Genomic DNA, 25,222 nt, shown 5'->3' with positions numbered 1-25,222 from the left:
CCGCTCAGGCCAGCTTCCACTCGTGGCGGAACGCCTGCGGCGCCTCCGCCTGCGATTCGTAGGTGATCAGTTCCCAGGCATCGCGCTGCTCCAGCAGCGCGCGGGCCAGCTGGTTGTTCAGGCCGTGGCCCGACTTGCACGCGACATAGCGCGCCACCAGGGGCTTGCCCAGCAGATACAGGTCGCCGATGGCGTCCAGGATCTTGTGTTTTACAAATTCGTCGTCGTAGCGCAGACCGTCGCTGTTGAGCACGCGGTACTCGTCCATGACGATGGCGTTGTCCAGGCTGCCGCCGCGGGCCAGGCCCATGGAGCGCAAGGCCTCGACTTCGTTGACGAAACCGAAGGTGCGCGCGCGGGCGATTTCACGCACGTACGAATGCGTAGCGAAATCGATCTCGGCGAAATTGGCCGTGGAGTCGATGGCGGGGTGGCGGAAATCAATCGAAAACGCCAGCGCATAGCCTTCGTGCGGTTCCAGCCGGGCCCACTTCTCGTTGCGGCCTTCGCCTTCGCGCACTTCCACCGGCTTCAGGACGCGGATGAATTGCTTGGGCGCGTTCTGTTCGACGATGCCTGCCGAGCGCAGCAGGTAGACAAACGTGGCCGCACTGCCGTCCATGATGGGGACTTCTTCGGCAGTGAGGTCGATATGCAGGTTGTCGATGCCCAAGCCGGCCAGCGCCGACATCAGGTGTTCCACCGTCGACACGCGGACATTGCCTTGCTGCAGCACCGATGCCATGCGCGTGTCGCCCACGCCCGTGGCCTGCGCGGGCAGGTCCACGACCTGCGGCAGGTCGACGCGGTGGAAAACGATGCCCGTATTCGGTTGTGCCGGGCGCAAGGTGAGCTCGACCCGCCGTCCGGAGTGGACGCCGACGCCTGTCGTGCGGACGAGATTTTGAATGCTGCGCTGTCGGAACATGAGACTTGGGTGTTTTGAGCCAGGAAGCCGGCAAGAAGACGAGCAGATTGCCGGCGTAACTGACGTATTGTAACTCTGTCCGATCCCTGGCGCCATTTGGCGTCCGGACCGACCGATACCTCCGTCCCTTATTGAAACCGTGCAAGGGAAACACGGACCGCTCCGCCTCCGGCCTGCCTGTGGGGACAGGCAAGCCGGAGATGAGGGAGTGCGTTTAGAGCCCGAAACGGGCTCTCAGGTTCAATCCGCCTGCTTGCGCAGGAATGCCGGGATGTCGAAATGATCCATGCCCGAGCTTTCCAGAGCACGCACCTGGGCCGACGCCTGGCTGCGCGGATTGCGCATGACAGACGGCATGTCCAGGTTGCGGTAATCGCCTTGACCGCCAGCCGGCATCGCGCCCATGGGCATGTTGTCGGTGCCGGTACGCAGCACTTCAGCGGTGTTCTGCACCAGCTGCGGACGCGCTTGCGCACGGCCCAGGCCGGTCGCAACCACGGTCACGCGCAGGTTTTCGCCCATGGACTCGTCATAGGCGGTGCCGAAGATCACGGTCGCGTCGTCCGAAGCGTAGCTGCGGATCGTTTCCATGATTTCGCGCGTTTCGCGCATCTTCAGCGAGCGGCTGGCGGTGATGTTGACCAGCACGCCGCGAGCGCCGTTCAGGTCCACGCCTTCCAGCAGCGGGCAAGCAATCGCGTGCTCGGCAGCCACGCGGGCGCGGTCTGCGCCCGAAGCCGACGCCGTGCCCATCATGGCCTGGCCCTGCTCGCCCATGATCGTCTTGACGTCTTCGAAGTCGACGTTGACGTTGCCTTCGACGTTGATGATTTCGGCGATGCCCGCGCAAGCGTTGTGCAGGATGTCGTCGGCCGAACGGAAGCAGTCTTCCTGCGTCGCGTCCTCGTCCATCAGTTCATAGAGGTTCTCGTTGAGCACCACGATGAGCGAATGCACGTGCTTGGCCAGTTCCGAGATACCGTCCTCGGCCATCTTCAGGCGCTTGTTGCCTTCGAAGGTGAAAGGCTTGGTGACCACGCCCACGGTCAGGATGCCCAATTCCTTGGCGACTTCGGCCACGACCGGACCTGCGCCGGTGCCGGTGCCACCGCCCATGCCGGCGGTGATGAAGACCATGTGCGCGCCGTTCAGCGCGGCACGGATCTCCTCGCGCGCGGTCTCAGCCGACGCGCGTCCCTGCTCGGGCTTAGCGCCCGCGCCCAGGCCGGTGCGGCCCAGACGGATCTGCACCGGGGCGTTGGTCGCCGCCAGTGCCTGCGCATCGGTGTTGGCGCAGATGAAATCCACGCCGTGCACACCGCTGCGAATCATGTGCGCCACGGCATTGCCGCCCGCACCGCCCACACCAACGACCTTGATAACGGTCCCTTTGGTGTTGTTCTCAAGCATCTCAAAGTTCATCATGATGACTCCCTCACAAGTCCGATTTCGCAAATCACAAAAATTCCCCAACCAACCTATGTTTTGTGAATCGCCTCAAACTCGTCGCCGGACGGGCCCGCAACGGGTTTGAAGCGCCTCCCCTCTTCTGGCCCGGTCCGCAATACCGCTACGAACCGCACCAAGGACAGGCCCCAACCTGCCCTTTACAACTCAGTTCATGAACCATTCCTTCATGCGCGCCAGCAGGCTCTTGAAGTTGCCTGTCTGGGCGGCGACCTTGCGGCCGCGCACGCGCTGCATTCTTGCTTCCTGCAACAAGCCCATCACCGTCGAGAAGCGCGGATTGCGCATCACGTCGGCCAGGCTGCCTTCGTATTCGGGCACAGCCACGCGCACCGGCTTGAGGAACACGTCCTCCGCCAGTTCGATCATGCCGGGCAACTGCGCCGAACCGCCGGTCAGGACCACGCCGGAAGCCAGCAGGTCCTCGTAGCCGGAGTCGCGCACGACCTGCTGCACCAGCGTGAACAGTTCTTCGACGCGCGGCTCGATCACGGCGCCCAGCGCCTGGCGCTTGACCTGGCGCGGGCCGCGGTCGCCCAGGCCGGGCACTTCCACGGATTCGTCGGGGCTGGCCAGCACCTGCTTGGCCACGCCGTAGCGCAGCTTGATTTCCTCGGCATCGGGCGTCGGCGTGCGCAGCATCGCGGCGATGTCGTTGGTGATCTGGTCGCCGGCGATGGGCAGCACGGCGGTGTGGCGGATCGCGCCGCCGGTGAAGATGGCCACGTCGGTGGTGCCGCCGCCGATGTCGACCAGCACGACGCCGAGTTCCTTTTCATCGGCGGTCAGCACGGCCAGGCTCGAGGCCAGTGGCTGCAGGATCAGGTCCTGCACTTCCAGGCCGCAGCGGCGCACGCACTTCACGATGTTCTGGGCGGCGCTGACCGCGCCGGTCACGATGTGCACGCGCACTTCCAGGCGCAGGCCGCTCATGCCGATGGGCTCGCGGATGTCTTCCTGGCCGTCGACGATGAACTCCTGCGTCAGCACGTGCAGCACCTGCTGGTCGGTCGGGATGTTCACCGCCTTGGCGGTCTCGATGACGCGGGCAACGTCGGTGGCGGTGACTTCCTTGTCCTTCACGGCGACCATGCCGCTGGAATTGAAGCTGCGGATATGGCTGCCGGCAATGCCGGTGTAGACGTCGCGAATCTTGCAATCTGCCATCAGCTCGGCTTCTTCAAGCGCGCGCTGAATGGAATTCACAGTGGTCTCGATATTGACGACCACGCCCTTGCGCATGCCGCGCGATTCGTGCTGGCCGAGGCCCAGCACTTCGAATCGCCCTTCAGGCAAAATTTCAGCCACCACAGCCACCACCTTGCTGGTGCCGATATCGAGGGCGACGATAAGGTCCTTGATGTCACGGGTCATGGCGTTAGCGTTTCTTGGGAGGTTTCGGTATGGATTTGGATTTGGTTTCCGACGGCGGCAACGGGGCCAGCGCCAGGGCGAAACCATTGGGATAGCGCAAATCGGCCTGCGTCACGGTGCGCCCTTCCAGGCGCCCCGCCACGGCGGGCCACGCCTGCACAAAACGTTGAATGCGGGCCGCGAACGGCAGAGCGCCGGGCAGGCCATGCGGATCCGGCGCATCGGCGCCCGGATCGCGGCCCAGGTCCAGCGACATGCCGTTGGACAACACCACGCGCCAGGCGTAGCGCGGACTCAGGTCCAGCTGCGTGACGTGCATGTCCAGCGGGGCGAACCAGCGCGCCAATTCGGCGTAGCGCTGCACGACCAGCGACTCGGTGCCTTCCGGACCGGAGAACTGCGGCAGAACGGTCTCGTCGTCCACCTCGCCCGTGTTGGCCGTGAACGCCTCGCCCCAGGTGTTGATCATCTGGTTCTCGTTCCACAACGCCAGGGGCTGCTGTTCCTCGATCCGCACGCGCAACACATTGGGCCAGATCCGCCGCACGGTGGCGTGCCGGACCCACGGCACCGATTCGAAGATCTCGCGCGCTTCGTCCAGGTCCACCGTGAAGAAATTGCCCTTGAAGCGGCCCGCGATCGCCGATCGCACCGCCCCCGTGGACACGTAGTGCAGCTCGGTGTCCGGCATCGATTCCAGCTCGATGGCCTGCAGCGTGAAGAACGGGCGTTGCGCCACCCACACCACACCCGCGACGAGCATGGCGCAAACCGCCAGCACGGCCAGCGTGTTGGCGATCAGGTTGGTGGTGCGAGCGTCGTTCCACACAGAGTATCCGGGTCAAGCGTTGCGGGCCGGACTGCGCACTTTGCACGCAGCCTCGGACAAGATCGCCACGCACAGATCGGCGTAGCTGATTCCCACCGCCTTGGCGGCCATGGGAACGAGTGAATGGCTGGTCATGCCAGGCGAGGTATTCATTTCAAGCAGCCACGGCCGGTTGTCGCGGTCGAGGATGAAATCGGCGCGGCCCCAGCCTTCGCAGCCCAGCGCCTGATAAGCCTTGACCGCGATCTCGGCGACTTCCGCGGCCACTTCGGGCGGCAGCGTGGCCGGGCAGAAATACTGCGTGTCGTCGGAGAAGTACTTGTGCTCGTAGTCGTAGTTGCCGCCGGGCGCGGCGATCTCGATGACGGGCAGCGCGCGCGCGGTCTTGCCGCCGCCCAGCACCGCCACGGTCAGCTCGCGACCAGTGATGAACTGCTCGGCCAGCACTTCGGCGTCGAAACGCGCGGCCGCGGCATAGGCTTCCTTCATGTCGGAATAGCCCACCACCTTGGTGATGCCGACCGTCGAGCCTTCATGCGGCGGTTTGATGATCAGCGGCAGGCTCAGGCGGTCCGGCACCAGACGCAGCTCGGTGTCGGCGTCCAGCAATTCGAAGTCGGGCGTGGGCAGGCCGTGCTGCAGCCACACGCGCTTGGTCATGGTCTTGTCCATGGCAAGCGCGGAGGCCAGCGGACCGCTGCCGGTATAGGGGATGCCCAGCAGTTCCAGGGCGCCCTGGATGGTGCCGTCTTCGCCGTAGCGGCCGTGCAAGGCAATGAACACGCGGTCAAAACCCTGGGCGGCCAGCTCGGACAGGCTGCGCTCGCCCGTGTCGAACAGGTGCGCGTCGACGCCGGCGCTGAGCAGCGCCTGGTGCACGCCCGTGCCCGACATCAAGGACACTTCGCGCTCGGCGGATCGTCCGCCGTACAACACACCGACCTTGCCGAATTGCGTGTTCATGCCAGTTCTCCAACTTGAGCGGGGACCTTGCTGATCGAACCCGCTCCCATCACTATCACCACGTCGCCATCGCGCACGAAATCCACGATGGCCTGCGGCAGTTCCGTCACGTCCTCGACGAACACCGGCTCGACCTTGCCGGCCACACGCAGGGCGCGCGACAAGGCTCGGCCGTCCGCCGCCACCAGTGGCGGTTCGCCCGCGGCGTAGACCTCGGTCAGCAACACCGCGTCGGCCGTGCCCAGCACGCGCACGAAATCCTCGAAGCAGTCGCGGGTACGCGTGTAGCGGTGCGGCTGGAAGGCCAGCACGATGCGGCGGTCGGGCCAGGCGCCGCGCGCGGCGGCCAGCGTCGCGGCCATTTCCACCGGGTGATGGCCGTAATCGTCGATCACCGTGAAAGTGCCGCCGCCATGACTGGCCGGCACAGGGAATTCGCCCGTCTGCGTGAAGCGGCGGCCCACGCCATGGAAGGACGACAGCGCCTCGCAGATGGCTGCATCGGCCACGCCCAGCTCGGTCGCCACGGCGATCGCGGCCAGCGCGTTGCGCACGTTGTGCAGGCCCGGCAGATTCAGTTCGACCTGCAGCGGCGGCAGCAGGGTGTCGCGATGCGTGCGCTGCACGTTGAAGCGCATGCGCGTGCCTTCCGGCTGCACTTCGTAGGCGCGCACCTGCGCCTCTTCGTTCAGGCCGTAGGTCGTGATGGGCCGCGAGACAAAAGGCATGATCTCGCGCACATTGGCGTCGTCCGAGCACAGCACCGCGCTGCCGTAGAACGGCAGGCGCTGCGTGAACTCGATGAAGGCGCTCTTCAGGCGCGCCACGTCGTGCCCGTAGGTGTCCATGTGATCGGCATCGATGTTGGTCACGATGGCCATCACCGGCAGCAGGTTCAGGAACGAGGCATCCGATTCGTCGGCTTCGACCACGATGTAGTCGCCCTGCCCCAGCCGCGCATTGGCGCCGGCCGAATTCAGGCGGCCGCCGATCACGAAGGTCGGATCCAGGTCGCCAGCGGCGAGCACGCTGGCCACCAGGCTGGTCGTGGTCGTCTTGCCGTGCGTGCCGGCGACGGCAATGCCGCGCTTCAGGCGCATCAGCTCGGCCAGCATGATGGCGCGCGGCACCACCGGGATGCGGGCGGCGCGGGCGGCGATCACCTCGGGATTGTCGCCCGCCACCGCGGTGGACGTGACGATGGCGGCGGCGCCCGTGACGTTGCTGGCCACGTGGCCGATTGCGATCTTCATGCCCAGGCCGGCCAGGCGGCGCGTCACCGCCGACTCGTTCAGGTCGGAACCGCTGATGGTGTAGCCCAGGTTGAGCAGCACCTCGGCAATGCCGCTCATGCCCGAGCCGCCGATGCCTACGAAATGGATGTGTTGAATTCTGTGTTTCATGATGCGCGCCCCGCTGCTTGTTCACAGACGTCGGCGATATGGGCCGCGGCTTCGGGGCGCGCATGCGCGCGGGCCCGTTCGGCCACGGCTTGGAGTTCTTGTCGAGAGCGTTGGCCCAGCCACTTCGCCAGCCATTCGGGCGTCAGGCCGGTCTGCGGCTGCAGCCAGGCAGCCTGCGCGTCGCTCAGAAAGCGCGCGTTGGCGGTCTGGTGGTCGTCGATGGCATGCGGGAACGGCACGAACAGGGCTGCGACGCCCGCCGCGGCCACTTCGGACACCGTCATGGCGCCCGCGCGGCAGATCAGCAGATCGGCTTCGCCCATGGCGCCCGCCATGTCATCGATAAATGCGCGGCAGTCGGCTTCCACGCCCGCCTGGGCGTAGGCCTGCTGCAGCGCGGGCAAATGTTGCTCGCCGGCCTGGTGCACCACCACCGGTCGGTTTTCCTGCGGCAGGCGCGCCAGCGCCTGCGGCAAAGTCGTGTTCAGCGCCTGGGCGCCCAGGCTGCCGCCCACGACCAGCACGCGCAGCGGGCCGCTGCGGCCGGCGTAGCGCGCGGCCGGGTCCGGCAACGCGCACAGGTCCGCGCGCACCGGATTGCCCATGGCCTCGCCCTTGGGCAGCACGCCGGGAAAGCCGCTCAGCACGCGGCGGGCCATCCTGGCCAGCCACTTGTTGGCGGTGCCGGCCACGGCATTCTGTTCATGCACCACCAGCGGCGTGCCGCGCAGCGCCGCAATGACGCCGCCCGGGAAAGCGACGTAGCCGCCCATGCCCAGCACCACGTCGGGCCGCACGTCGGACAGGCGCGACCACGCTTGCCCGAATGCGCGCAGCAACAGAAACGGCAGCTTCAGCAGCGCCGAAGCACCCTTGCCGCGCACGCCCTGGAAACGCAGCGGAACCAGCTCGATGCCGCGCGGCGGCACCAGCCGGCCTTCCATCTTTTCAGGATTGCCCAGCCACAGCACGCGCCAGCCGCGCTCGCGCAGCACATCAGCCACGGCCAGGCCCGGCATGATGTGTCCGCCGGTACCGCCAGCCATGATCAGAATGGTGCGAGAGGCCGTCATACCCGCCCTCCACGCATCATGACGCGGTTTTCCACGTCGACCCGGATCAGCATGGCCAGCGCGCACAGGTTCATCACGATGCCCGAACCGCCATAGCTCATCAGGGGCAGGGTCAGGCCCTTGGTGGGCAGCAGGCCCAGGCAGACGCCCATGTTGATGAAGGCCTGCACGCCAAACCACATCGCCACGCCATGCGCAACCAGGCCCGCGAAGGTGCGTTCCATGGCGATGGCCTGGCGGCCAATGTCGAAACCGCGATAGACGATGATGGCGAACAGGGTGATGACCAGCATCACGCCGGCAAAGCCCAATTCCTCGCCCACCACCGCCATCAGGAAGTCTGTGTGCGCTTCCGGCAGGTAATGGAGCTTCTCGACGCTGGCGCCCAGGCCCACGCCCAGCCATTCGCCACGACCCAGAGCGATCAGCGAATGCGACAACTGGTAGGCGCTACCGTAGGCATTGTCTTCGTTCCAGGGATCCAGATACGCGAACAGGCGCGCCCGACGCCACGGCGACAGCCAGATCAACATCAGGAAAGTGCCGACCAGCACGGCCAGCAGGCTGCTGAAGTACTTGCCGTTGATGCCGCCCAGGAACAGGATGCCGATCGCGATCGCCACGATCACCATGAAGGCGCCCAGGTCAGGCTCCAGCAGCAGCAGCATGCCGACGCCGGCCAGCGCGAACGCCATCGGCAGGAAGCCGCGGGCAAAGGCCTGCATGTGCTCTTGCTTGCGCACGGTGTAATCGGCAGCGTAGAGCAGCGCAGCCAGCTTCATCAGTTCGGAGGGCTGGAAGTTCAGCGGACCCAGCGGGATCCAGCGGTGCGCGCCGTTGACCTCGCGGCCGATGCCGGGGATCAGCACCGCCACCAGCAGCACCATCGCCACCACGAACAGCGGCACCGCCAGGCGTTGCCACACGCGGATCGGCACCGCCAGCACCACCGCCGCGCCCACCAGGCCGGCGCTGATGAACAGGCCGTGGCGGATCACGAAGTAGTAGCGGCCATATGAGGCATAGCGCGGGCCGTCGGCCAGCGCGATCGACGCCGAATACACCATCAGCAGGCCGAGCAGCAGCAAGGTCGACGCCGCGATGACCAGCGGCAGATCGAAATTGCGCATGCGGGTACGGCCGGGCCGTACGGCGTTGACGCTGGCGGTGAGATCGGCGATCAGGCTCATGCGATCTCTCCACGGTCGCGGGCCAGGTCTTCGACCTCTTCCACGAACACCTGTCCGCGGTGCGGATAGTTGCGGAACATGTCCAGGCTGGCGCAAGCGGGCGACAGCAGCACGGCATCGCCCGGCTGGGCCAATTCAGCGGCGCCGCGCACGGCGTCGCGCAGGGTTTCAACCGTCACGCACTGCACGCCGGTCGACGCCAGCACGCGGCCGATCTCGGGGCCGTCCTGGCCGATCAGCATCACGGCACGCGCATGCTGCGCCACCACGGGAATCAGCGGCGAGAAATCCTGGCCCTTGCCCTGGCCGCCGGCGATCAGCACGACTTGCTGGCCCAGGCCTTCCAGCGCGGCCACAGTGGCGCCCACGTTGGTGCCCTTGCTGTCATTGATGTAGTCGACGCCGCCGATCGTGCGCACGAAGGCCGCGCGGTGCGGTTCGCCCGTGTACTCGCGCAAGGCGCGCAGCATCGGCCCCCAGCCCAGGTCCAGGCAGCGCGCCAACTGCAACGCGGCCAGCGCGTTCAAGGCATTGTGGATGCCGCGGATACGCAAGGCGTCCACCGGCATCAGGCGGCTCATGCGGCCCTTGGCGCGCGTCGGCTCGGGCGCGTCCTTCTTGCGGCGCACCGGCGGCGCGGGTTCATCGAAATCGTTGGGTTCGCAGGCCACCAGCCAGGCCACGCCCTGGCCCAGCTCCAGGCCCATGTCGCCGACCAGCTCCGGCACGTCACGGCCGAAGCTGCGCACGTTCAGCGCGTTCAGCGTGGCGACCATGTCCACGGTGTACGGATCGTCGCGGTTGACGATGGCCACGCGGGCCATCTTCAGCAGGCGGGCCTTGGCCTGCGCGTAGGCTTCCATGCCGCCGTGCCAGTCCAGGTGATCCTGGGTGACGTTCAGCACCACGGCCGCGTCGGCCATCAGCGAGCGCGTGGTTTCCAGCTGGAAGCTGGACAGCTCCAGCACCCAGACCTGCGGCAGCGATTCGGCGTCCAGCGCTTCCATCAGCGCGGCCAGCGCCGCGGGGCTGATATTGCCCGCAGCCACCGCCGACAGGCCGCTGGCCTCGACCAGCTGGCGCGTCAGCGCGGTGACGGTGGTCTTGCCGTTGGTGCCGGTCACGGTCAACAGGCGCGGCCGGTACTCGCGCGTCTCGGCCAGATCGGCCAAAGCGCGCGCAAACAATTCGATCTCGCCGACGACCTCGATGCCGCGGGCCTCGGCCTCGCGCAGCAGCTCGGCCGCTGGCGCCTGGGAGGGCGCCAAGCCGGGGCTCAGCACGACCTGATGCACGCCGTCCAGCAGCGCCGTGTCGAAGGACTCGTCGCAGCCCAGGCGGTACTCCACTTCGCTTTGCGCCAGAGATTCGCGCAGCGCGGCCAGCCCGCCCGGTTCGGCGCGCGTGTCGGCCACGCGCAGGCGGGCACCCAGGCGGGCGCACCAGCGAGCGGCGGCGACACCCGTCTCGCCCAATCCGAGGATCAGGACGAGCGGCGCGTCTGCGCGGGAGGTTTCCATCGTATTCATCGCAACTTCAGGGTAGAGAGGCCAATCAGCACCAGCATCATGCTGATGATCCAGAAACGCACGACCACCTGGGTTTCTTTCCAGCCGCCCACTTCAAAGTGATGATGCAACGGGGCCATGCGGAAAATGCGTCTACCTGTTCCATAACGTCGCTTCGTGTACTTGAACCAAGTCACTTGCATCATCACGGAAAGGGTCTCGACCACGAACACGCCGCCCATGATGAAGAGCACGATTTCCTGGCGCACGATGACCGCGATGGTGCCCAGCGCGCCTCCCAAGGCAAGCGCGCCGACGTCGCCCATGAAGACCTGGGCCGGATACGCGTTGAACCATAAAAATGCCAGCCCGGCGCCGCCAATCGCGGCGCACAGCACCATCAATTCCGCCGCTCCCGGGATGTAGGGGAACAGCAGGTACTTGGAATAGTCCACGCGGCCGACCACGTAGGCGAAGATACCCAGTGCGCTGCCCACCATGACGGTAGGCATGATGGCCAGACCGTCCAGGCCGTCGGTCAGGTTCACGGCATTGCTGGTGCCGACGATGACCGCCCAGGTCAGCGCCACGAAACCGAGCACGCCCAGCGGATAGCTCACGCTCTTGAAGAAAGGCACGATCAAGTCGGCGCGCGTCGGCAAGGACATCGTGAAACCGCTGCCCACCCAGGCCTTGAACAAGGGCCACAATTCGGTATTGGCCGGCGCCGACACGGCAAACGCCAGATACACCGCGGCCACCATGCCGATGGTGGCCTGCCAGAAGAACTTCTGCCGCGCGGGCATGCCTTCCGGATCGCGATAGACCACCTTGCGATAGTCGTCCATCCAGCCGATCCAGCCGAAGCCGAAGGTCACCAGCAACACCACCCACACGAAGCGGTTGGTCCAGTCCGCCCACAGCAGCGTGCTGATGGCGATGGAAATGAGGATGAGCACACCGCCCATGGTGGGGGTGCCGGTCTTGACCAGATGGGTTTCCGGACCGTAGGAGCGCACGGCCTGGCCGATCTTCATCTCGGTCAGTTTGCGAATCACGCGCGGACCCGCCACCAGGCCGATCAACAGCGCGGTCGCGCATGCCAGAACAGCGCGCAGGGTGATGTATTCGAACACCCCCAGTGCGCGCACATCGTCAGACAGCATGCGGGCGATTTCAAGCAGCATTCTGCTCTCCCTGCCCCTTGGCCGTCACACCTTCATTCGTAGAAAAAGCCGTCACTACCCGCTCCATGCGCATAAAGCGCGATCCCTTTACCAATACGCAGGACGCGCGCAAGCCGCGCATTGCGGCAACCACTTCGTCTACCGATGCGCAGGCGTGTGCGCCCACTCCGAATGCGGCCGCGGCCGCCCGGCTGGCTTCGCCTAGCGTGATGAGCGCGTCGAGCCCTTGCTCACGCGCGTAATTGCCCACCTCGACATGCATGGCGGGGCCGTTGTCCCCGACCTCGCCCATGTCGCCCAGCACCAGGACGCGCTTGCCGGCCATGCGGGCCAGCACGTCCACGGCTACGCGAACCGAGTCGGGGTTGGCATTGTAAGTGTCATCAATGAGCAACGTTCCGTCACTCATACTCTTGTGCTGCATGCGACCCGCGACCGGGCTGAAACCTGCCAGGGCGCGCACCGCGCCATCCAGCGGCGCCCCCGCCGCGATCGCGCTGGCAATGGCGGCCAGCGCATTGCGCAGGTTGTGCAGGCCCGGCACCGGCAGCGCCAGGTCGGCGACGCCCACCGGCGTCACCACACGGCAGCGGGTGGCGTTCACGTCAGCCAGGATCTGCTCGGCATACACGTCCAGGCCGGGCTGCAGGCCGAAACGCAACACGCGGCGCGGCTCGGCCAGGGCATCCCAGATCGCCGAATACGGTTCATCGCCGGGATATACGGCAACGCCATCCTCGGGCAGCGCCGCGATGGCGGCGCCGTTCTCGTGCGCCACCGCTTCCACGCTATGCATGAATTCCTGGTGTTCGCGCTGAGCGTTGGTGACCAGCGCCACCGAGGGCGCCGCGATCGCGGCCAGTTGCGCGATCTCGCCGGGGTGGTTCATGCCCAGTTCGAATACGGCCGCGCGGTGCTCCGGCCGCAGGCGCAGCAGAGTCAGCGGCACGCCGATGTCGTTGTTCAGGTTGCCCGCGGTCGCCAGGCGGCCCGCTTCACCCTGCCACTCGGCCAGCATCGCCGAGATCATTTCCTTGGTCGTGGTCTTGCCGTTGCTGCCGGTCACCGCCACCACGGGCAGCGTGAACCGCGCGCGCCACGCGGCGCCGATGCGCATCAACGCGACGCGGGTGTCGCCCAGCACCAGCTGCGGCAGCTTGGCGTCGGGCACGGCGTGCGCCACCACGGCCGCGCACGCACCGCGCGCTTCGGCTTGATCCAGATAGTTATGGGCGTCGAAGTTCTCGCCCACCAGCGCCACGAACAATTCGCCTTCGCCGATACGGCGGGTGTCGGTCGACACGCCCTTGACCTGCGGCAGCAGCAGCGCCAGCCGCGCCCATTCCCGGTCATCGAAAGGCAGCTTCTCGCCCCCGATGTCCTGGTAGGTTTCATGGCCCTTGCCGGCCAGCAGCACCACATCGTCGGGCGTCGCGGCCCAGATGGTCTGCATGATGGCGCGCGCGCGGTCCACTTGCACGTCGGGCTTCACGCTGTCCGGGATGCCCGTCAGGATCTGTTCGACGATGGCTTCAGGCGACTCGGTGCGCGGGTTGTCGCTGGACACGACCACATGGTCGGCCAGGTCCGCCGCGATGCGGCCCATCACGGGACGCTTGCCCGGATCCCGCTCGCCGCCGCAGCCGAACACGCAGATCAAGCGGCCCGATCGCGCTGTCGCAACGGCGCGCAAGGCAGTCAGCGCCCGCGACAACGCATCCGGGGTATGAGCATAGTCCACCACCACCAGCGGGCCGCGACCCGTGCTGGCCTGGGTGCTGTACGCCACCGGCTCGACGGTTTGCAGACGGCCGTCGACGGGGTCCGTCGCGGCCAGTTCGCGCGCGATCTGCGCAAACGGCAGGCCCAACTGATACAGCACGCCCGCTACCAGCAGCAGGTTCGATACATTGTGCGCGCCCAGCAGGCGCGTCACGATCTGGGCTTCGCCATGCGGCGACACCAGCGTGAAGATCTGACCCTGCGCGGTGGCCTGGAGATCGCGCGCGCGCATGGCGGCGGGAATGTCCTGCGCTTCGCTCAGGCTGTAGCCCATTGCCAAGCCTGCCGGCAGATCGGCAATCAGGCGGCGGCCGGCTTCGTCGTCGGCGTTGATCACGGCGGCGGTCAGGCCCGGCCAGCGGAACAGGCGCGCCTTGGCTGCTTCGTACCGTTCCATCGTGCCGTGGTAATCGAGGTGATCGCGCGTCAGGTTGGTGAAGGCGGCCAGCGCAACGCGCACGCCATCCATCCGGCCCTGCTCGATGCCGATGGAAGACGCTTCCATGGCCACGGCCTTGGCGCCGGCGTCGCGCATGGCGGCCAGCGTACGGTGCACGGTCAAGACGTCCGGCGTCGTCAGGTCGCCGCCCAGCGTCTGCCCGTCGGGCAGCACGGCGCCCAGGGTGCCGATGGTGCCGCAGGGCTTGTCATTGCGGCTCAGCGCGTGCGCAATCCATTGCACCGACGACGTCTTGCCGTTGGTGCCAGTTACCGCCACCACCGCCAGCTCGGCCGAGGGCCGGCCGTACCAGGTGTCGGCCAACTCGCCCAGCAGGGCGCGCAGGCCAGTCACCGGCAGCATCGCGGCCCGGTCCGCCACGGCCGCGACGGCATCGTTGGCGGGGGCTTCGAACAACACCGCGCTGGCGCCCAGCGCCAACGCCTTCTCTATATAGAGACGTCCGTCGCTGGACAGGCCCGGGCAGGCGACGAACACATCGCCCGGCTCGATATCGCGGGAGTCCAGTTTGAGGTGCGCGGTCAACGACACGCGCGAATGCAACCACGCCACGGTTTCGGCAACCGTGGCGACAGGGTTGGAGAGGAAGCCTTTGGCGCTCATCTGCCTGGCTCCTTGAGACCAGCAACAATTGTGGATTCGAAGGGCGCGTCCGGGCGCACCCCCATCAGCCGCAAGCTCCCCCCCACGATCTGGGAGAACACGGGCGCGGCGATGGCGCCGCCGTAATAGCCGCCGATCGTCGGCTCGTCGATGGACACGGCCACGACGATCTTCGGATCGGACACCGGAGCGAAGCCCACGTAGGAGCTCCGATAGCGCTGCATGCTGTATTTGCCGTCGACGATCTTGCGCGCCGTGCCGCTCTTGCCGGCGACGCGGTAGCCCTGCACCTGGGCAGCCTTGGTGCCTTCGGGGCCGGCAGCCGCTTCCAGCATGCCGCGCACCATTTCAGTCGTCTTGGGCGTGTAGATCTTGACGCTGGTGGGATCGCTGTCGCGCTTGACCAGGGTCAGCGACACCATGTCGCCGTTGCGGGCGAAAACGGTATAGGCGCGCGCCACCTGCAGCAGCGACACCGACAGGCCGTAGCCGTAGGCCATGGTGGCCTTTTCGATCAGGCGCCAACGATCCCAGGGACGCAGGCGTCCGGGCGCCGCGCCGGGAAATCCCACCTGGGGCGCCTGGCCCAGGCCAAGTTCGGTAAAGCGGTCCCACATTTCGCGGGATTCCAGCTTCTCGGAGATCATCGTCATGCCGATGTTGCTGGACTTGCGCAGCACGCCGGCCACGTCCAGCGTGCCGTTGCGGCTCACATCGCTGATCGTGCTGCCCTGATACTGGAACCGGCCGTTGCCGGTTTCGAACAGGGTCTTGGTGCTGATGCGACCCAGGTCCAGCGCCAACGCGGCGGTGAACGGCTTCATGATCGAGCCCGGCTCGAAGGTGTCGGTGATGGCCTGGTTGCGCAGCTTGGAACCGTGGAAGGTCTCGCGCTTGTTCGGATCGAAGGTCGGCACGTTGGCCAGGGCCAGGATTTCGCCCGTATGCACGTCCACGACCACGGCGGTCGCGCCCTTGGCCTGGTGCTTGTCCATGGCGTCCTTCAACGCCTTGAACACCAGATACTGCAGACGCGTGTCGATCGACAGGCGCAGGTCGCGGCCATCCACCGGCAGGGTCACGGCCTGCACATCTTCGATCACGCGGCCGAGCCGGTCCTTGATGACGCGGCGGCTGCCGGGACGGCCGGACAACTGCTGGTTGAACGTCAGCTCGACGCCCTCCTGCCCCTGATCCTCGACGCTATTGAAACCCACCACGTGAGCCATCACGTCGCCGTCCGGGTAGTAGCGGCGGGTCTCGGGCTGCTGGTGCACGCCGGGCATGCCCAATTGTTTGATCTTGTCGGCCACGTCCATGGAGACCTGGCGCTTCAGGTAGACGAAGTTCTTGTCTTCGTCGACCAGGCGGTGACGCAGGTCGGCCGGCGGCGTTTCCAGCAGCTTCGCCAGCGTGTCCATCTGCGCCGGGGTAGCCTGCTTGGCGTCTTCCGGAATCGCCCAGATGGCGCGCGCCGGCACGCTGGAGGCCAGCACCGCGCCGTTGCGATCCATGATCTTGCCGCGCGTCGCGGCCAGGGTCAGCGTGCGCTCATAGCGCCGCTCGCCCTGCTGCTGCAGGAATTCGGTGGACAGCCCCTGCAGGAACAGGGCGCGGCCGGCCAGCACGGTGAACCCGCCGAACAGCAGGATCAGCACCAGGCGCGCGCGCCAGGTGGGCAATTGCCCGCGCAGCACGGGGTTATCGAAGAAGGGGACGCGTTTCATTGCGCGCCTCCGGTGGCGGAAGCGGGCGGCTGGTTCAAGTACAGCGTGCGATCCGGAACGATGGAGATCATCTTCAGGCCATCGCGCGCGATGGCGTCGACCCGCGCGTTGCGGGCCAGTTCGGCGCGGTCCAGCTGCAGGCGCCGCCAGTTGGTTTCCAGGTCGCGAGCCTGCGCCTGATCACGTCCCAGCTCGATGAAGAGCTGGCGCGACTGATACCGGCTGGTGACCAGGGAAATGGCCGACAGCATCAGCAAAGCCGCAACGATCAGGTTGACGCGACCCATTAGCGGCGCCCTCCCTTGCCGCGACGCGGCGGGGGTGCCAGGTCGCTGCCCGGCAGCGAACCGATCTTCACGAACGCGAAGCCGCCCTCGGCGGGCAGCGGCGTCTCGGTACGTTCGGCTACGCGCAAGACGGCGGAACGGGCGCGGGCGTTGGCCGAGACTTCGTCGTCTTCGGCCAGCACGCGGCCCAGGGAGCGCAGGACCGGCTGGGGCATTTCGCTTTCGCGCAGGGGCAGGCGCGCATGCGCGGCGGCCGGACGAGCCGCCGCCGCGATGCACTGCTTGACCATGCGGTCTTCAAGCGAATGAAAGCTGATCACCGCCAACCTCCCTCCCGGGGCGAGCAGGTCTAGAGCTGCCGCGAGGGTGCGCGCGAGCTCTTCGAGTTCCCGATTGATGTAAATCCGTAGAGCTTGAAAGGTGCGTGTGGCCGGATGTTGCCCCTTTTCGCGCGTGCGGACGGCGCTGGCGACGCACTCGGCAAGCTCGAGCGTGGTGCGCAGCGGCCTTGTTGCGCGGCGAGCAGCAATCGCCTTTGCAACCTGAAAAGCAAACCGTTCTTCGCCATAATCCGCTATGACCTCCCGCATCTCATCCACACTGGCTTGCGCCAGCCAATCCGCCACCGTGGGACCACGAGTGGTGTCCATCCGCATATCGAGCGGGCCGTCTCGCATGAACGAGAAACCACGCTCGGCGTCATCGATCTGAGGCGAGGAAACGCCCAGATCCAGCATCACGCCATCGACCTTGCCGATGCCGAGCTGCTCCAATTCTTCGGCCATGGTGGCAAAGCCGCCATGCACCACGGTGACCCTCGGGTCCGCTGCCGCCAGTTGCCTGGCTACGGCGATCGCCTCCGGATCCTTGTCGAACACCACCAGCCTGGCGCTCGGGCCCAGGCGGCCAAGCAGTTCGCGGCTGTGCCCGCCACGCCCGAAGGTGCCGTCGACGAAGACGCCGCCTTCCGCCCGCGTAGCCGCAGCCGGCCCGGCCTGCTGATGCGACCGTGCCGCGCCCTTGCCGCCGAAGTCAGGCAGCAATAGCGCGTCCACCGTCGGCTCCAGCAGAACGGGCCGATGTTCGAATTCCATAACTTTTTCAGAACGAAAACTGATTCAACACATCCGGCATACCCTTGGCCAGGTCCTCAGCCTCGCGGCTGGCCAGAGTAGCGGCGTCCCACAGCTCGAAGTGCGCGCCCAGACCGAGCAGCATCACATCGCGCGTCATACCGGAAGCGTTGCGCAGTTCAGGAGCGATCAGGACCCGGCCGGAGCCATCCAGTTCCACGTCCTGAGCGTTGCCCAGCAACAGCCGCTGCAACGCGCGCGCCGTCATGGGAAAGGCGGCAATCTGCTCGCGCTTCTTTTCCCACTCGGGCCGCGGGTAGACCAGCAAGCAGCCGTCAGGGTGGCGTGTCAGGGTCAGCCGGCCATCGGCCTGCGACATGAGCGCGTCACGGTGCCGGGTCGGAATCGAGATCCGTCCCTTGGCATCCAGCGTGAGCGCGCTGCTTCCCTGAAACACCACTTTTACCCCACTTAATTGCACAATTTCCTACTATTTCCCACTCTACGGTATGGGATCGGGGCGGTCAAGCGCGTGGTTGCAATTTTTTCAATCACAACAAGGACTTAGATCAATATGTAAATCCGCAAAAAGAAAAACCTCCCAATAAATCAGGAGGTTGCGGCACTATCTAAAAGTCCTTCTTCAGAAGTGGCGGCTAACAATGCCTTTGCATTGTTTTACGGTCGGTCGTTTGCTCCGGTTGGCAAGGCTTCCAGCCGGGCCCGTCGATTTGAGCGGCCCCAAAAATGGTCCGGCCCGGCCAGCGCGACGCCAGGTTCCAGCCAGGACCAGGCTCGCGTTGCGAATGAGTTGCAAGACGGGTCTATAGGCCGGATTCTGTACACCAGGTTTCCCTGGCGGACGATCATTCCTCTGGACGGATCATTGCTGAGCCGCTCTAGCCATCTACCCGCATGCTTGGACGGGCCGCCCTACGCGGTCCGAAGACCGCACGCATGCCTATTTGATGTTGCTCCGGATAGAGGTTGCCGCGTTTCACCCTGCGATGCCGCCGCCCGTTGCCGGACGGCGCGATACGGAGATGGCCGTATCTGTGCGCGCGATGCACGCCCGCCCCGCAGACTCGTCTCTGTGGCCCTATTCCTCAACCGCGCCCGAAGACGCGGCCGGACGGCCGTTAGCCGTTACCCTGCCCTGTGGAGTCCGGACCTTCCTCGATGGATTCGCATCCACCGCGATCGTCCGACCCGCCTTGCGGTGCGTATTCTATTACACCCGCCAGCTCCGTCCCCGAAGAAGCCGCGACACTAGCCGTGCAAACGGCGTTACGGGGTTCCTGCGACAATACGCCTTGATTCGCTCAGACGCCGCAGACAATACCCATCACATGGCCCTTGCTACTCTCATCACCCTTACCGACATCCAGCTGGCCTATGGCCACCACCCGCTGCTGGACCACGCCGATTTCGCCATCCAGGCCGGCGAGCGCATCGGCCTCATCGGCCGCAATGGCGCCGGCAAGTCCTCGCTGCTGAGACTGCTGGACGGCAGGACCCAGCCCGACGACGGCGACATCGCCCGCAGTTCGGGTCTGCGCGTGGCCACGGTCGAACAGGAACCCGAACTGGACGAAAACGCCACCGTCTTCGATGTGGTCTGCAATGTCGAGGGCGATCATGAAGACTGGCAGCGCCCCTCGCGCGTGCGCTCGGTGCTCGAAAAACTCGGCCTGCCCGCGGACGTACAGATCGCCGGCCTGTCCGGCGGCACGCGCAAGCGCGTCGCGCTGGCGCGCGCCCTGGTCGATGAGCCGGACCTGCTGCTGCTGGACGAACCCACCAACCACCTGGACTTCGAAGGCATCGCGTGGCTGGAAGACATGCTGCGCACCTGGAAAGGCGCCGCCGTCATCATCACCCACGACCGCCGCTTCCTGGACGCAGTGGCTACCCGCATCGTCGAACTCGACCGCGGGCGCCTGCTGAGTTTTCCCGGCAACTTTTCGCAGTGGCAGGAGCGCAAGGCCCAGTGGCTCGAATCCGAGCGCCTGGAACAAGCGCGCTTCGACAAGCTGCTGGCGCAGGAAGAAGTCTGGATCCGCAAGGGCGTCGAGGCCCGCCGCACCCGCAACGAAGGCCGCGTGCGCCGCCTGGAACGGCTGCGGGTCGAACGCGCCGAACGCCGCGAACGCGTCGGCGACGTCTCGCTCGCGCTGGCCGAGGGCCAGCGCTCCGGCAAGCTGGTCGCCGAACTCGACCACGTGAACAAGGCCTTCGGCGACAAGATCGTGGTGGACGACTATTCCACCACCATCCTGCGCGGCGACCGCATCGGCATCATCGGCCCCAACGGCGCCGGCAAGACCACCCTGCTCAAGCTGATCCTGGGCGAGATGCAACCCGACAGCGGCACGACGCGGCTGGGTACCAACGTCGCGGTCGCGTACTTCGACCAGATGCGCGCGCAGCTGGACGAAAACGCCACGCTCGTCGACATCATCAGCCCGGGCAGCGAATGGGTGGAAATCGGCGGCGCCCGCAAGCACGTCATGAGCTACCTCGGGGACTTCCTGTTCTCGCCCGCCCGCGCCGGCTCGCCCGTGCGCAGCCTGTCCGGCGGCGAACGCGCCCGCCTGCTGCTGGCGCGCCTGTTCGCCCGCCCTGCCAACGTGCTGGTGCTGGACGAACCCACCAACGACCTCGACATCGAAACGCTGGAACTGCTGGAAGAATTGCTGCAGGAGTACCAGGGCACGGTGCTGCTGGTCAGCCATGACCGCGCCTTCCTGAACAACGTCGTTACGCAGACCATCGCCTACGAAGGCAATGGCCGCTGGCGCGATTACGTGGGCGGCTACGACGAATGGGTCGCGCAGCGGCCCGCGCCCGCGGCCCCGGCCGAAGACGCAACCCCCGCCGCCCGGCCTGTCGACGATGCCGCCGCGCGCGCCAAGGCCGCCAAACCCAAACCGGCCAAGTCGGCCAAGATGAACTCCTGGGAACTGCGCGAACTGGAAGGCCTGCCGGACGCCATCGCCGCCCTGGAGGCGCAACAAGCGGAACTTGCCGGCAAGCTCGCCGATGGCAGCCTCTACCGCGACGCGCCCGCCGAAGTCGAACGCATCAACGGCGAACTGGCCAAGCTGGAAAGCGAACTCGAAGAGCGCTTCGCCCGCTGGGAACTGCTGGAAGCGCGCCGCGAAGGCACGCTGTAATCAGCTTGTCTCTATATACATATAGAGGCGCATGAAAAATGCCCCCGAAATCCGGGGGCATTTCTTTTGTTCCGGACTTGCCGGACGGCGCAATTGCCTAGCCCCGCGCGCGCCAGGTCAGCGCTTCACCCGCAGCCAGCGGAACCAGCGTCGTGTTGCCGAACGCGACTTCCTCGGGCACCTGGTAGGCCTCGCGCACCAGCGTCAGCGTGCCGGTGTTGCGCGGCAGGCCGTAGAAGTCCGGGCCATGGAAACTGGCGAAGCCTTCCAGCTTGTCCAGCTTGCCGACCGCGTCGAAGGCGGTGGCGTACAGCTCCATCGCGTGCAATGCCGTGTAGCAGCCGGCGCAACCGCAAGCATGCTCCTTCAACCCGCGCGCGTGCGGCGCGCTGTCGGTGCCCAGGAAAAAGCGCGGACTGCCACTGGTCGCCGCCTCGACCAGCGCAAGGCGGTGCGTTTCGCGCTTAAGCACGGGCAGACAGTAGAAGTGCGGCCGCACGCCACCTTGGAAAATCGCATTGCGGTTGTACAGCAGGTGCTGCGGTGTGATCGTGGCTGCGATGGGACCTTCCGCGTCGCGCACGTATTCCGCGCCCTCTTTCGTCGTGATGTGTTCGAACACCACCTTCAAGGCGGGGAAGGCGCGGCGCAGCGGCTTCATCACGCGCTCGACAAAGATTGCTTCGCGGTCGAACAGGTCGATCGACGGATCCGTCACTTCGCCGTGCACCAACAACGGCATGCCGCATTTTTCCAGCGCTTCCAGCGCCTTCGTGCATTTGCCCAGCAGATCGGTCACGCCGGCATCGGAGTTGGTCGTGGCGCCTGCCGGATAAAGTTTCACGGCGTAGACTTGGCCCGACTCGTAGGCGCGGAAAATCTCTTCCGACGTGGTGTTGTCGGTCAGATACAGCGTCATCAACGGCGTGAAGGCATCGGGATTGCCGCCCGCCTTCTTCAAGGCCTCCAGAATGCGGCCGCGATAGGCCAACGCCTGTTCGGTGGTCGTGACCGGCGGCTTCAGGTTGGGCATGATGATTGCGCGCGCGAACTGGCGCGCGGTATCCGCCACCACCGCCTCGAGGGCTGCGCCGTCGCGCAGATGCAAGTGCCAGTCGTCCGGCCGGGTGATGGTGAGCTGAGTCGTGTTTTGAGTAGACATGGAAAGGCTTCTTAATCTGCCAGCGGCATGCCCCGTTCGGCCAGCGCGCTGAACATCGCGCTGCCCAAGGGGATGACGGCATCGTTGAAATCAAAATGCGAGTTGTGCAGCACGCAGCCGGAATCGGCTCCGCCCTGGCCCAGGCGGAAGTATGCGCCAGGCTTGCTCTGCAACATGAAAGAGAAATCCTCGGAGCCCATCGACGGCGTCAGATCGCGCACGACGTTCTCCTTGCCTATCATCTCGGTGGCGATGTCGGCCACCAGATTGGCGTGCTGCGGCGTGTTCAAGGTCGCAGGGTAGATCCGTTCGTAAGTGACCTCGGCAGTGCCGCCGAAAGCGCCCGCAATCGCGGACACCAACTCGCGCATGCGGGTCTCCACCATTTCCTGGACGGACTTGCGGAACGTGCGCACCGTGCCGACCATTCTCGCTTCGCGCGGAATCACGCTCATGGCGCCGGGATGCCCGGCCTGCAGCGATCCGATGGACACCACCGCCGAATCCAGCGGATTGACGTTGCGCGACACGATGGTCTGCAACGCCGTAATGATCTGCCCTGCGATGGTGACCGGATCGATGGTCTGGTAAGGATGCGCGCCGTGGCCGCCACGTCCTGTGATCAGGATCTCGAAGCGATCGGCCGCGGCCATCATCGGCCCGGGGTTGATGCCTATCGTGCCCGGCTTGAGACCCGGCCAGTTATGCAGCGCGTAGATCGCGTCGCACGGAAAGGTGTCGAACAGGCCATCTTCCAGCATGGCGCGCGCGCCGCCGCGCCCCTCTTCCGCGGGCTGGAAGATCAGAACCGCGGTGCCATCGAAATTGCGCGTCTGCGACAGGTACTTGGCCGCGCCGATCAGTACCGCGGTGTGACCGTCGTGGCCGCAACCGTGCATCAGGCCAGGCTTGGTCGACTTGTGCCCGAAGTCGTTGTCTTCGGTCATGGGCAAGGCGTCCATGTCGGCACGCAGGCCTATCATGCGCCCGCTATCGCAGCGTTTGCCGCGGATGACGCCCACCACGCCAGTCTTGCCGATGCCGCGGTGCACCTCGATCCCCAGCGCCTCCAGCGCGCCCGCCACGATTCCGGAGGTCCGGACTTCCTCGAAGCCCAACTCGGGGTGCGCGTGCAAATCGCGCCGCAGCGCCGTCAATTCGTCATGAAAGAGGCGAATTGATTCCAAAGGAGATCGTGCGTACATAGGAGGTTACAGAATGACGATATAGAGGGGACAGTCTGTGCATTTTAGTTGCTACAGAGGATAAATGCCTTTGTCTTTACGAGAGAGACACGTTATGCTCCGGCCGCAGGACAATTTTTCCAACAGCCAGAGAAGGAGCGCCGCATTATGGCCACAACCTCCAAACCCGCGACCGCGCGCAAGCCGAACGCTGCATTCATGAAGCCCCTGACCCCCAGCGCCGAACTGGCCGCCGTCATCGGCTCGGAAGCCGTGCCGCGTACCGAGGTCACCAAAAAGATCTGGGAATACATCAAGAAGCACAACCTGCAAGATGCCAGCAACAAGCGCAACATCAACGCCGATGCCAAGCTGCGCCCGATCTTCGGCAAAGATCAGGTCACGATGTTCGAACTGACCAAGCTGGTCAACGCACATCTGAAGTAAGCAGGCAAAGGGCGTACCCCGTACGTCCCTGCCTTCATATCGTCGCGACGCCCCGGTTCATTCCTGGGCGAGCTCGCCTCCCCAGCGCAGCTTTCTCTCACCGCGACAGCCTCGCCGCAACCTCGCCGGCACGGCCTGATTCCCCACACCAGCATTCCCCGAAAGCCAAGCCTGGCGCGCCTCTTCAGGCAGTTGGCATGGCTTCCTCACGGTCCCACGGCCAGCATTCGGAAGCAACATGGATTGGCCCATGCGCGATGGCTGCACATGCTGCGGGCCCACGTGTCGTGCGTGAATAATCCTGCACCAGCAGAGGCCTTCGAAACGCTGAATTGCACTCAGCGCTTGTTCGCTGATGCCCGCACCCGCTGTCCAAGTACGGGCGGCAACATCAAACTCAACAAAGCAAAAGGCCGGCATATGCCGGCCTTCTGTTTGAACGCGAGCCTTCAGGCGTAGGTAGTCGGCGCGGAGCCTTCCAGCAACGACAGCCAGCCCTTGATCAGGCGATACAGCACCCAGATCACGGTCGCGGCCAGGCCGATCCAGCCGATGAAGATGAGCGTCGCGATGCCGCTGATGGCCAGCCACAGCAGGGCCCACCAGAAGGTACGCAGCAGCCAGTCGAAATGAGCGGCATAGACGGTACCTGCGGCGTCCGAGCGCTTCAGGTACATCAGCACTACGGCCGCCAGCGTGGCGATGCCCAGGAAACCGCTCGTCAGGAAGCCCAGGGCGTACAAGCCATAGGCAACGTGGGTCAGCGTGCGCAGGTCTAACGTCGTTCCGGGCACGGGGGTCTGGGGATCACTCACGATAACGCTCCAACGAATTGACTCGGTCAATCTTACCGCACAAAGCTACCCCGCCCACGGCCGTTGTTATTTGTGCACATTCAATGCTGGCGCGGCTTGCAGCCTGATTGACGGTCCGCGACCACTCGCCCAAAAGCCCCAGCCGCCCGCAGCCGCGCCGACCGCTTGCTAGCTCATCGCAACAACACCGCAAAAGAAAAACCCCGCAGCGCGAGCTGCGGGGTTCCTGGAATCAAAGCCTGACAATGACCTACTTTCACGGACGTCCGTCCACTATCATCGGCGCAAAGGCGTTTCACTGTCCTGTTCGGGATGGGAAGGAGTGGGACCACCTTGCTATGGTTGTCAGGCGTAACTGCTTGAGTGCCTGCCCTATCGTGGGCAAACGCTCCAATCCTGTAGCGAGACCGATGCGCGTGCCTGGAGCAGATCTCGACAGGCGCCCGCAATGGGCTCTCACAAAGACAAAACCCCACAGGGGTTACCTGTGGGGTTCTGCGGAATAAAAGCTTGACGATGACCTACTTTCACAGACGTCCGTCCACTATCATCGGCGCAAAGTCGTTTCACTGTCCTGTTCGGGA

Annotated in this window: 20 protein-coding genes, 1 rRNA gene and 1 other RNA gene; 2 read left to right on the top strand and 20 right to left on the bottom strand. The window is 65.6% G+C overall.

The genetic code is table 11. From position 1 onward, the window contains the following. Window positions 1-4: 4 nt before the first annotated feature. From lpxC to rnpB, 16 genes are all read right to left on the bottom strand, one after another. The gene (lpxC, locus tag IB258_RS28725; protein WP_008160097.1) at window positions 5-928 is read right to left on the bottom strand and encodes a UDP-3-O-acyl-N-acetylglucosamine deacetylase; all 924 of its coding nucleotides are present in this window, start codon (window positions 926-928) and stop codon (window positions 5-7) included. 240 nt (window positions 929-1,168) lie between these two features. Beyond that, window positions 1,169-2,353 carry a cell division protein FtsZ gene (gene ftsZ / locus IB258_RS28720; protein ID WP_054457598.1) on the bottom strand — a complete coding sequence of 395 codons (1,185 nt, stop codon included), beginning with the start codon at window positions 2,351-2,353 and terminating at the stop codon, window positions 1,169-1,171. A 189-nt stretch (window positions 2,354-2,542) separates the two neighbouring features. Further along, window positions 2,543-3,769: a cell division protein FtsA gene (ftsA, locus tag IB258_RS28715; RefSeq protein ID WP_006217473.1), complete on the bottom strand. Its 1,227-nt coding sequence runs from the start codon at window positions 3,767-3,769 to the stop codon at window positions 2,543-2,545. 4 nt (window positions 3,770-3,773) lie between these two features. Then, on the bottom strand, window positions 3,774-4,598 hold the full coding sequence (locus IB258_RS28710; protein WP_054457599.1) for a cell division protein FtsQ/DivIB: 825 nt from the start codon (window positions 4,596-4,598) through the stop codon (window positions 3,774-3,776). Between the two features lie 12 nt (window positions 4,599-4,610). Next, complete coding sequence (locus IB258_RS28705) at window positions 4,611-5,561, bottom strand: D-alanine--D-alanine ligase (protein ID WP_054457600.1); 951 nt, start codon at window positions 5,559-5,561, stop codon at window positions 4,611-4,613. Beyond that, complete coding sequence (gene murC, locus IB258_RS28700) at window positions 5,558-6,964, bottom strand: UDP-N-acetylmuramate--L-alanine ligase (protein WP_054457601.1); 1,407 nt, start codon at window positions 6,962-6,964, stop codon at window positions 5,558-5,560. Before murC ends, IB258_RS28705 begins: the two co-directional genes overlap by 4 nt. Further along, window positions 6,961-8,037 carry an undecaprenyldiphospho-muramoylpentapeptide beta-N-acetylglucosaminyltransferase gene (murG, locus tag IB258_RS28695; RefSeq protein WP_192353527.1) on the bottom strand — a complete coding sequence of 359 codons (1,077 nt, stop codon included), beginning with the start codon at window positions 8,035-8,037 and terminating at the stop codon, window positions 6,961-6,963. The genes murC and murG overlap by 4 nt, the downstream gene beginning before the upstream one ends. Further along, entirely contained in the window at window positions 8,034-9,227 is a 1,194-nt protein-coding gene (gene ftsW, locus IB258_RS28690) for a putative lipid II flippase FtsW (protein WP_042796415.1), read from the bottom strand. The genes murG and ftsW overlap by 4 nt, the downstream gene beginning before the upstream one ends. Then, window positions 9,224-10,756 carry a UDP-N-acetylmuramoyl-L-alanine--D-glutamate ligase gene (gene murD, locus IB258_RS28685; RefSeq protein ID WP_175182180.1) on the bottom strand — a complete coding sequence of 511 codons (1,533 nt, stop codon included), beginning with the start codon at window positions 10,754-10,756 and terminating at the stop codon, window positions 9,224-9,226. Before murD ends, ftsW begins: the two co-directional genes overlap by 4 nt. After that, window positions 10,753-11,922 (bottom strand): phospho-N-acetylmuramoyl-pentapeptide-transferase, encoded by a 1,170-nt coding sequence (mraY, locus tag IB258_RS28680; RefSeq protein WP_042796413.1) that lies wholly within the window; start codon window positions 11,920-11,922, stop codon window positions 10,753-10,755. The genes murD and mraY overlap by 4 nt, the downstream gene beginning before the upstream one ends. Beyond that, window positions 11,912-14,767, bottom strand: a complete 2,856-nt coding sequence (murF, locus tag IB258_RS28675) for a bifunctional UDP-N-acetylmuramoyl-L-alanyl-D-glutamate--2,6-diaminopimelate ligase MurE/UDP-N-acetylmuramoyl-tripeptide--D-alanyl-D-alanine ligase MurF (protein WP_192353526.1) — start codon at window positions 14,765-14,767, stop codon at window positions 11,912-11,914. The genes mraY and murF overlap by 11 nt, the downstream gene beginning before the upstream one ends. After that, window positions 14,764-16,494 carry a penicillin-binding protein 2 gene (locus tag IB258_RS28670; protein ID WP_054457606.1) on the bottom strand — a complete coding sequence of 577 codons (1,731 nt, stop codon included), beginning with the start codon at window positions 16,492-16,494 and terminating at the stop codon, window positions 14,764-14,766. The genes murF and IB258_RS28670 overlap by 4 nt, the downstream gene beginning before the upstream one ends. Beyond that, window positions 16,491-16,781: a cell division protein FtsL gene (ftsL, locus tag IB258_RS28665; protein ID WP_054457607.1), complete on the bottom strand. Its 291-nt coding sequence runs from the start codon at window positions 16,779-16,781 to the stop codon at window positions 16,491-16,493. Before ftsL ends, IB258_RS28670 begins: the two co-directional genes overlap by 4 nt. Further along, complete coding sequence (gene rsmH / locus IB258_RS28660; protein WP_054457608.1) at window positions 16,781-17,875, bottom strand: 16S rRNA (cytosine(1402)-N(4))-methyltransferase RsmH; 1,095 nt, start codon at window positions 17,873-17,875, stop codon at window positions 16,781-16,783. The genes ftsL and rsmH overlap by 1 nt, the downstream gene beginning before the upstream one ends. Window positions 17,876-17,882: 7 nt before the next feature. Then, entirely contained in the window at window positions 17,883-18,311 is a 429-nt protein-coding gene (gene mraZ / locus IB258_RS28655; RefSeq protein WP_006226256.1) for a division/cell wall cluster transcriptional repressor MraZ, read from the bottom strand. 354 nt (window positions 18,312-18,665) lie between these two features. After that, window positions 18,666-19,070, bottom strand: an RNA gene (rnpB, locus tag IB258_RS28650) — RNase P RNA component class A. A gap of 133 nt (window positions 19,071-19,203) precedes the next feature. On the opposite strand from rnpB, the gene IB258_RS28645 reads away from it, so the two are divergent. Further along, window positions 19,204-21,030, top strand: a complete 1,827-nt coding sequence (locus tag IB258_RS28645) for an ATP-binding cassette domain-containing protein (RefSeq protein ID WP_054457609.1) — start codon at window positions 19,204-19,206, stop codon at window positions 21,028-21,030. A gap of 97 nt (window positions 21,031-21,127) precedes the next feature. Here IB258_RS28645 and pyrC read toward each other — a convergent pair whose 3' ends face one another. Then, the gene (pyrC, locus tag IB258_RS28640) at window positions 21,128-22,192 is read right to left on the bottom strand and encodes a dihydroorotase (protein WP_054457610.1); all 1,065 of its coding nucleotides are present in this window, start codon (window positions 22,190-22,192) and stop codon (window positions 21,128-21,130) included. A gap of 11 nt (window positions 22,193-22,203) precedes the next feature. After that, entirely contained in the window at window positions 22,204-23,397 is a 1,194-nt protein-coding gene (locus tag IB258_RS28635; protein ID WP_054457611.1) for a M20 aminoacylase family protein, read from the bottom strand. A 147-nt stretch (window positions 23,398-23,544) separates the two neighbouring features. Between IB258_RS28635 and IB258_RS28630 the strand changes: the two genes are divergently transcribed. Further along, window positions 23,545-23,823 (top strand): SWIB/MDM2 domain-containing protein, encoded by a 279-nt coding sequence (locus IB258_RS28630; RefSeq protein WP_006217453.1) that lies wholly within the window; start codon window positions 23,545-23,547, stop codon window positions 23,821-23,823. A 449-nt stretch (window positions 23,824-24,272) separates the two neighbouring features. Here the strand turns inward: IB258_RS28630 and IB258_RS28625 are convergent, their stop codons facing one another. Beyond that, window positions 24,273-24,638, bottom strand: a complete 366-nt coding sequence (locus IB258_RS28625) for a membrane protein (RefSeq protein WP_013391517.1) — start codon at window positions 24,636-24,638, stop codon at window positions 24,273-24,275. A gap of 237 nt (window positions 24,639-24,875) precedes the next feature. Beyond that, window positions 24,876-24,988, bottom strand: a 5S ribosomal RNA gene (gene rrf / locus IB258_RS28620). Between the last annotated feature and the right edge of the window lie 234 nt (window positions 24,989-25,222).

It is taken from the genome of Achromobacter sp. ACM02 (assembly GCF_014851605.1).
Classification (GTDB): domain Bacteria; phylum Pseudomonadota; class Gammaproteobacteria; order Burkholderiales; family Burkholderiaceae_B; genus Achromobacter; species Achromobacter aegrifaciens.
Note: the sequence above shows the minus strand (reverse complement) of the source record. Positions and strands in the feature narration are given on the sequence as shown.

Bases quoted from the DNA above. Each gene is read 5' to 3' on its own strand.
- IB258_RS28630 (WP_006217453.1), top strand. From the start codon at position 23,545: ATGGCCACAACCTCCAAACCCGCGACCGCGCGCAAGCCGAACGCTGCA.
- mraY (WP_042796413.1), bottom strand. From the start codon at position 11,922: ATGCTGCTTGAAATCGCCCGCATGCTGTCTGACGATGTGCGCGCACTG.
- IB258_RS28635 (WP_054457611.1), bottom strand. From the start codon at position 23,397: ATGTACGCACGATCTCCTTTGGAATCAATTCGCCTCTTTCATGACGAA.
- ftsW (WP_042796415.1), bottom strand. From the start codon at position 9,227: ATGAGCCTGATCGCCGATCTCACCGCCAGCGTCAACGCCGTACGGCCC.
- lpxC (WP_008160097.1), bottom strand. From the start codon at position 928: ATGTTCCGACAGCGCAGCATTCAAAATCTCGTCCGCACGACAGGCGTC.
- rsmH (WP_054457608.1), bottom strand. From the start codon at position 17,875: ATGGAATTCGAACATCGGCCCGTTCTGCTGGAGCCGACGGTGGACGCG.
- murD (WP_175182180.1), bottom strand. From the start codon at position 10,756: ATGAATACGATGGAAACCTCCCGCGCAGACGCGCCGCTCGTCCTGATC.
- ftsA (WP_006217473.1), bottom strand. From the start codon at position 3,769: ATGACCCGTGACATCAAGGACCTTATCGTCGCCCTCGATATCGGCACC.
- IB258_RS28705 (WP_054457600.1), bottom strand. From the start codon at position 5,561: ATGAACACGCAATTCGGCAAGGTCGGTGTGTTGTACGGCGGACGATCC.
- murF (WP_192353526.1), bottom strand. From the start codon at position 14,767: ATGAGCGCCAAAGGCTTCCTCTCCAACCCTGTCGCCACGGTTGCCGAA.
- IB258_RS28670 (WP_054457606.1), bottom strand. From the start codon at position 16,494: ATGAAACGCGTCCCCTTCTTCGATAACCCCGTGCTGCGCGGGCAATTG.
- IB258_RS28645 (WP_054457609.1), top strand. From the start codon at position 19,204: ATGGCCCTTGCTACTCTCATCACCCTTACCGACATCCAGCTGGCCTAT.
- ftsZ (WP_054457598.1), bottom strand. From the start codon at position 2,353: ATGATGAACTTTGAGATGCTTGAGAACAACACCAAAGGGACCGTTATC.
- murC (WP_054457601.1), bottom strand. From the start codon at position 6,964: ATGAAACACAGAATTCAACACATCCATTTCGTAGGCATCGGCGGCTCG.
- ftsL (WP_054457607.1), bottom strand. From the start codon at position 16,781: ATGGGTCGCGTCAACCTGATCGTTGCGGCTTTGCTGATGCTGTCGGCC.
- pyrC (WP_054457610.1), bottom strand. From the start codon at position 22,192: ATGTCTACTCAAAACACGACTCAGCTCACCATCACCCGGCCGGACGAC.
- murG (WP_192353527.1), bottom strand. From the start codon at position 8,037: ATGACGGCCTCTCGCACCATTCTGATCATGGCTGGCGGTACCGGCGGA.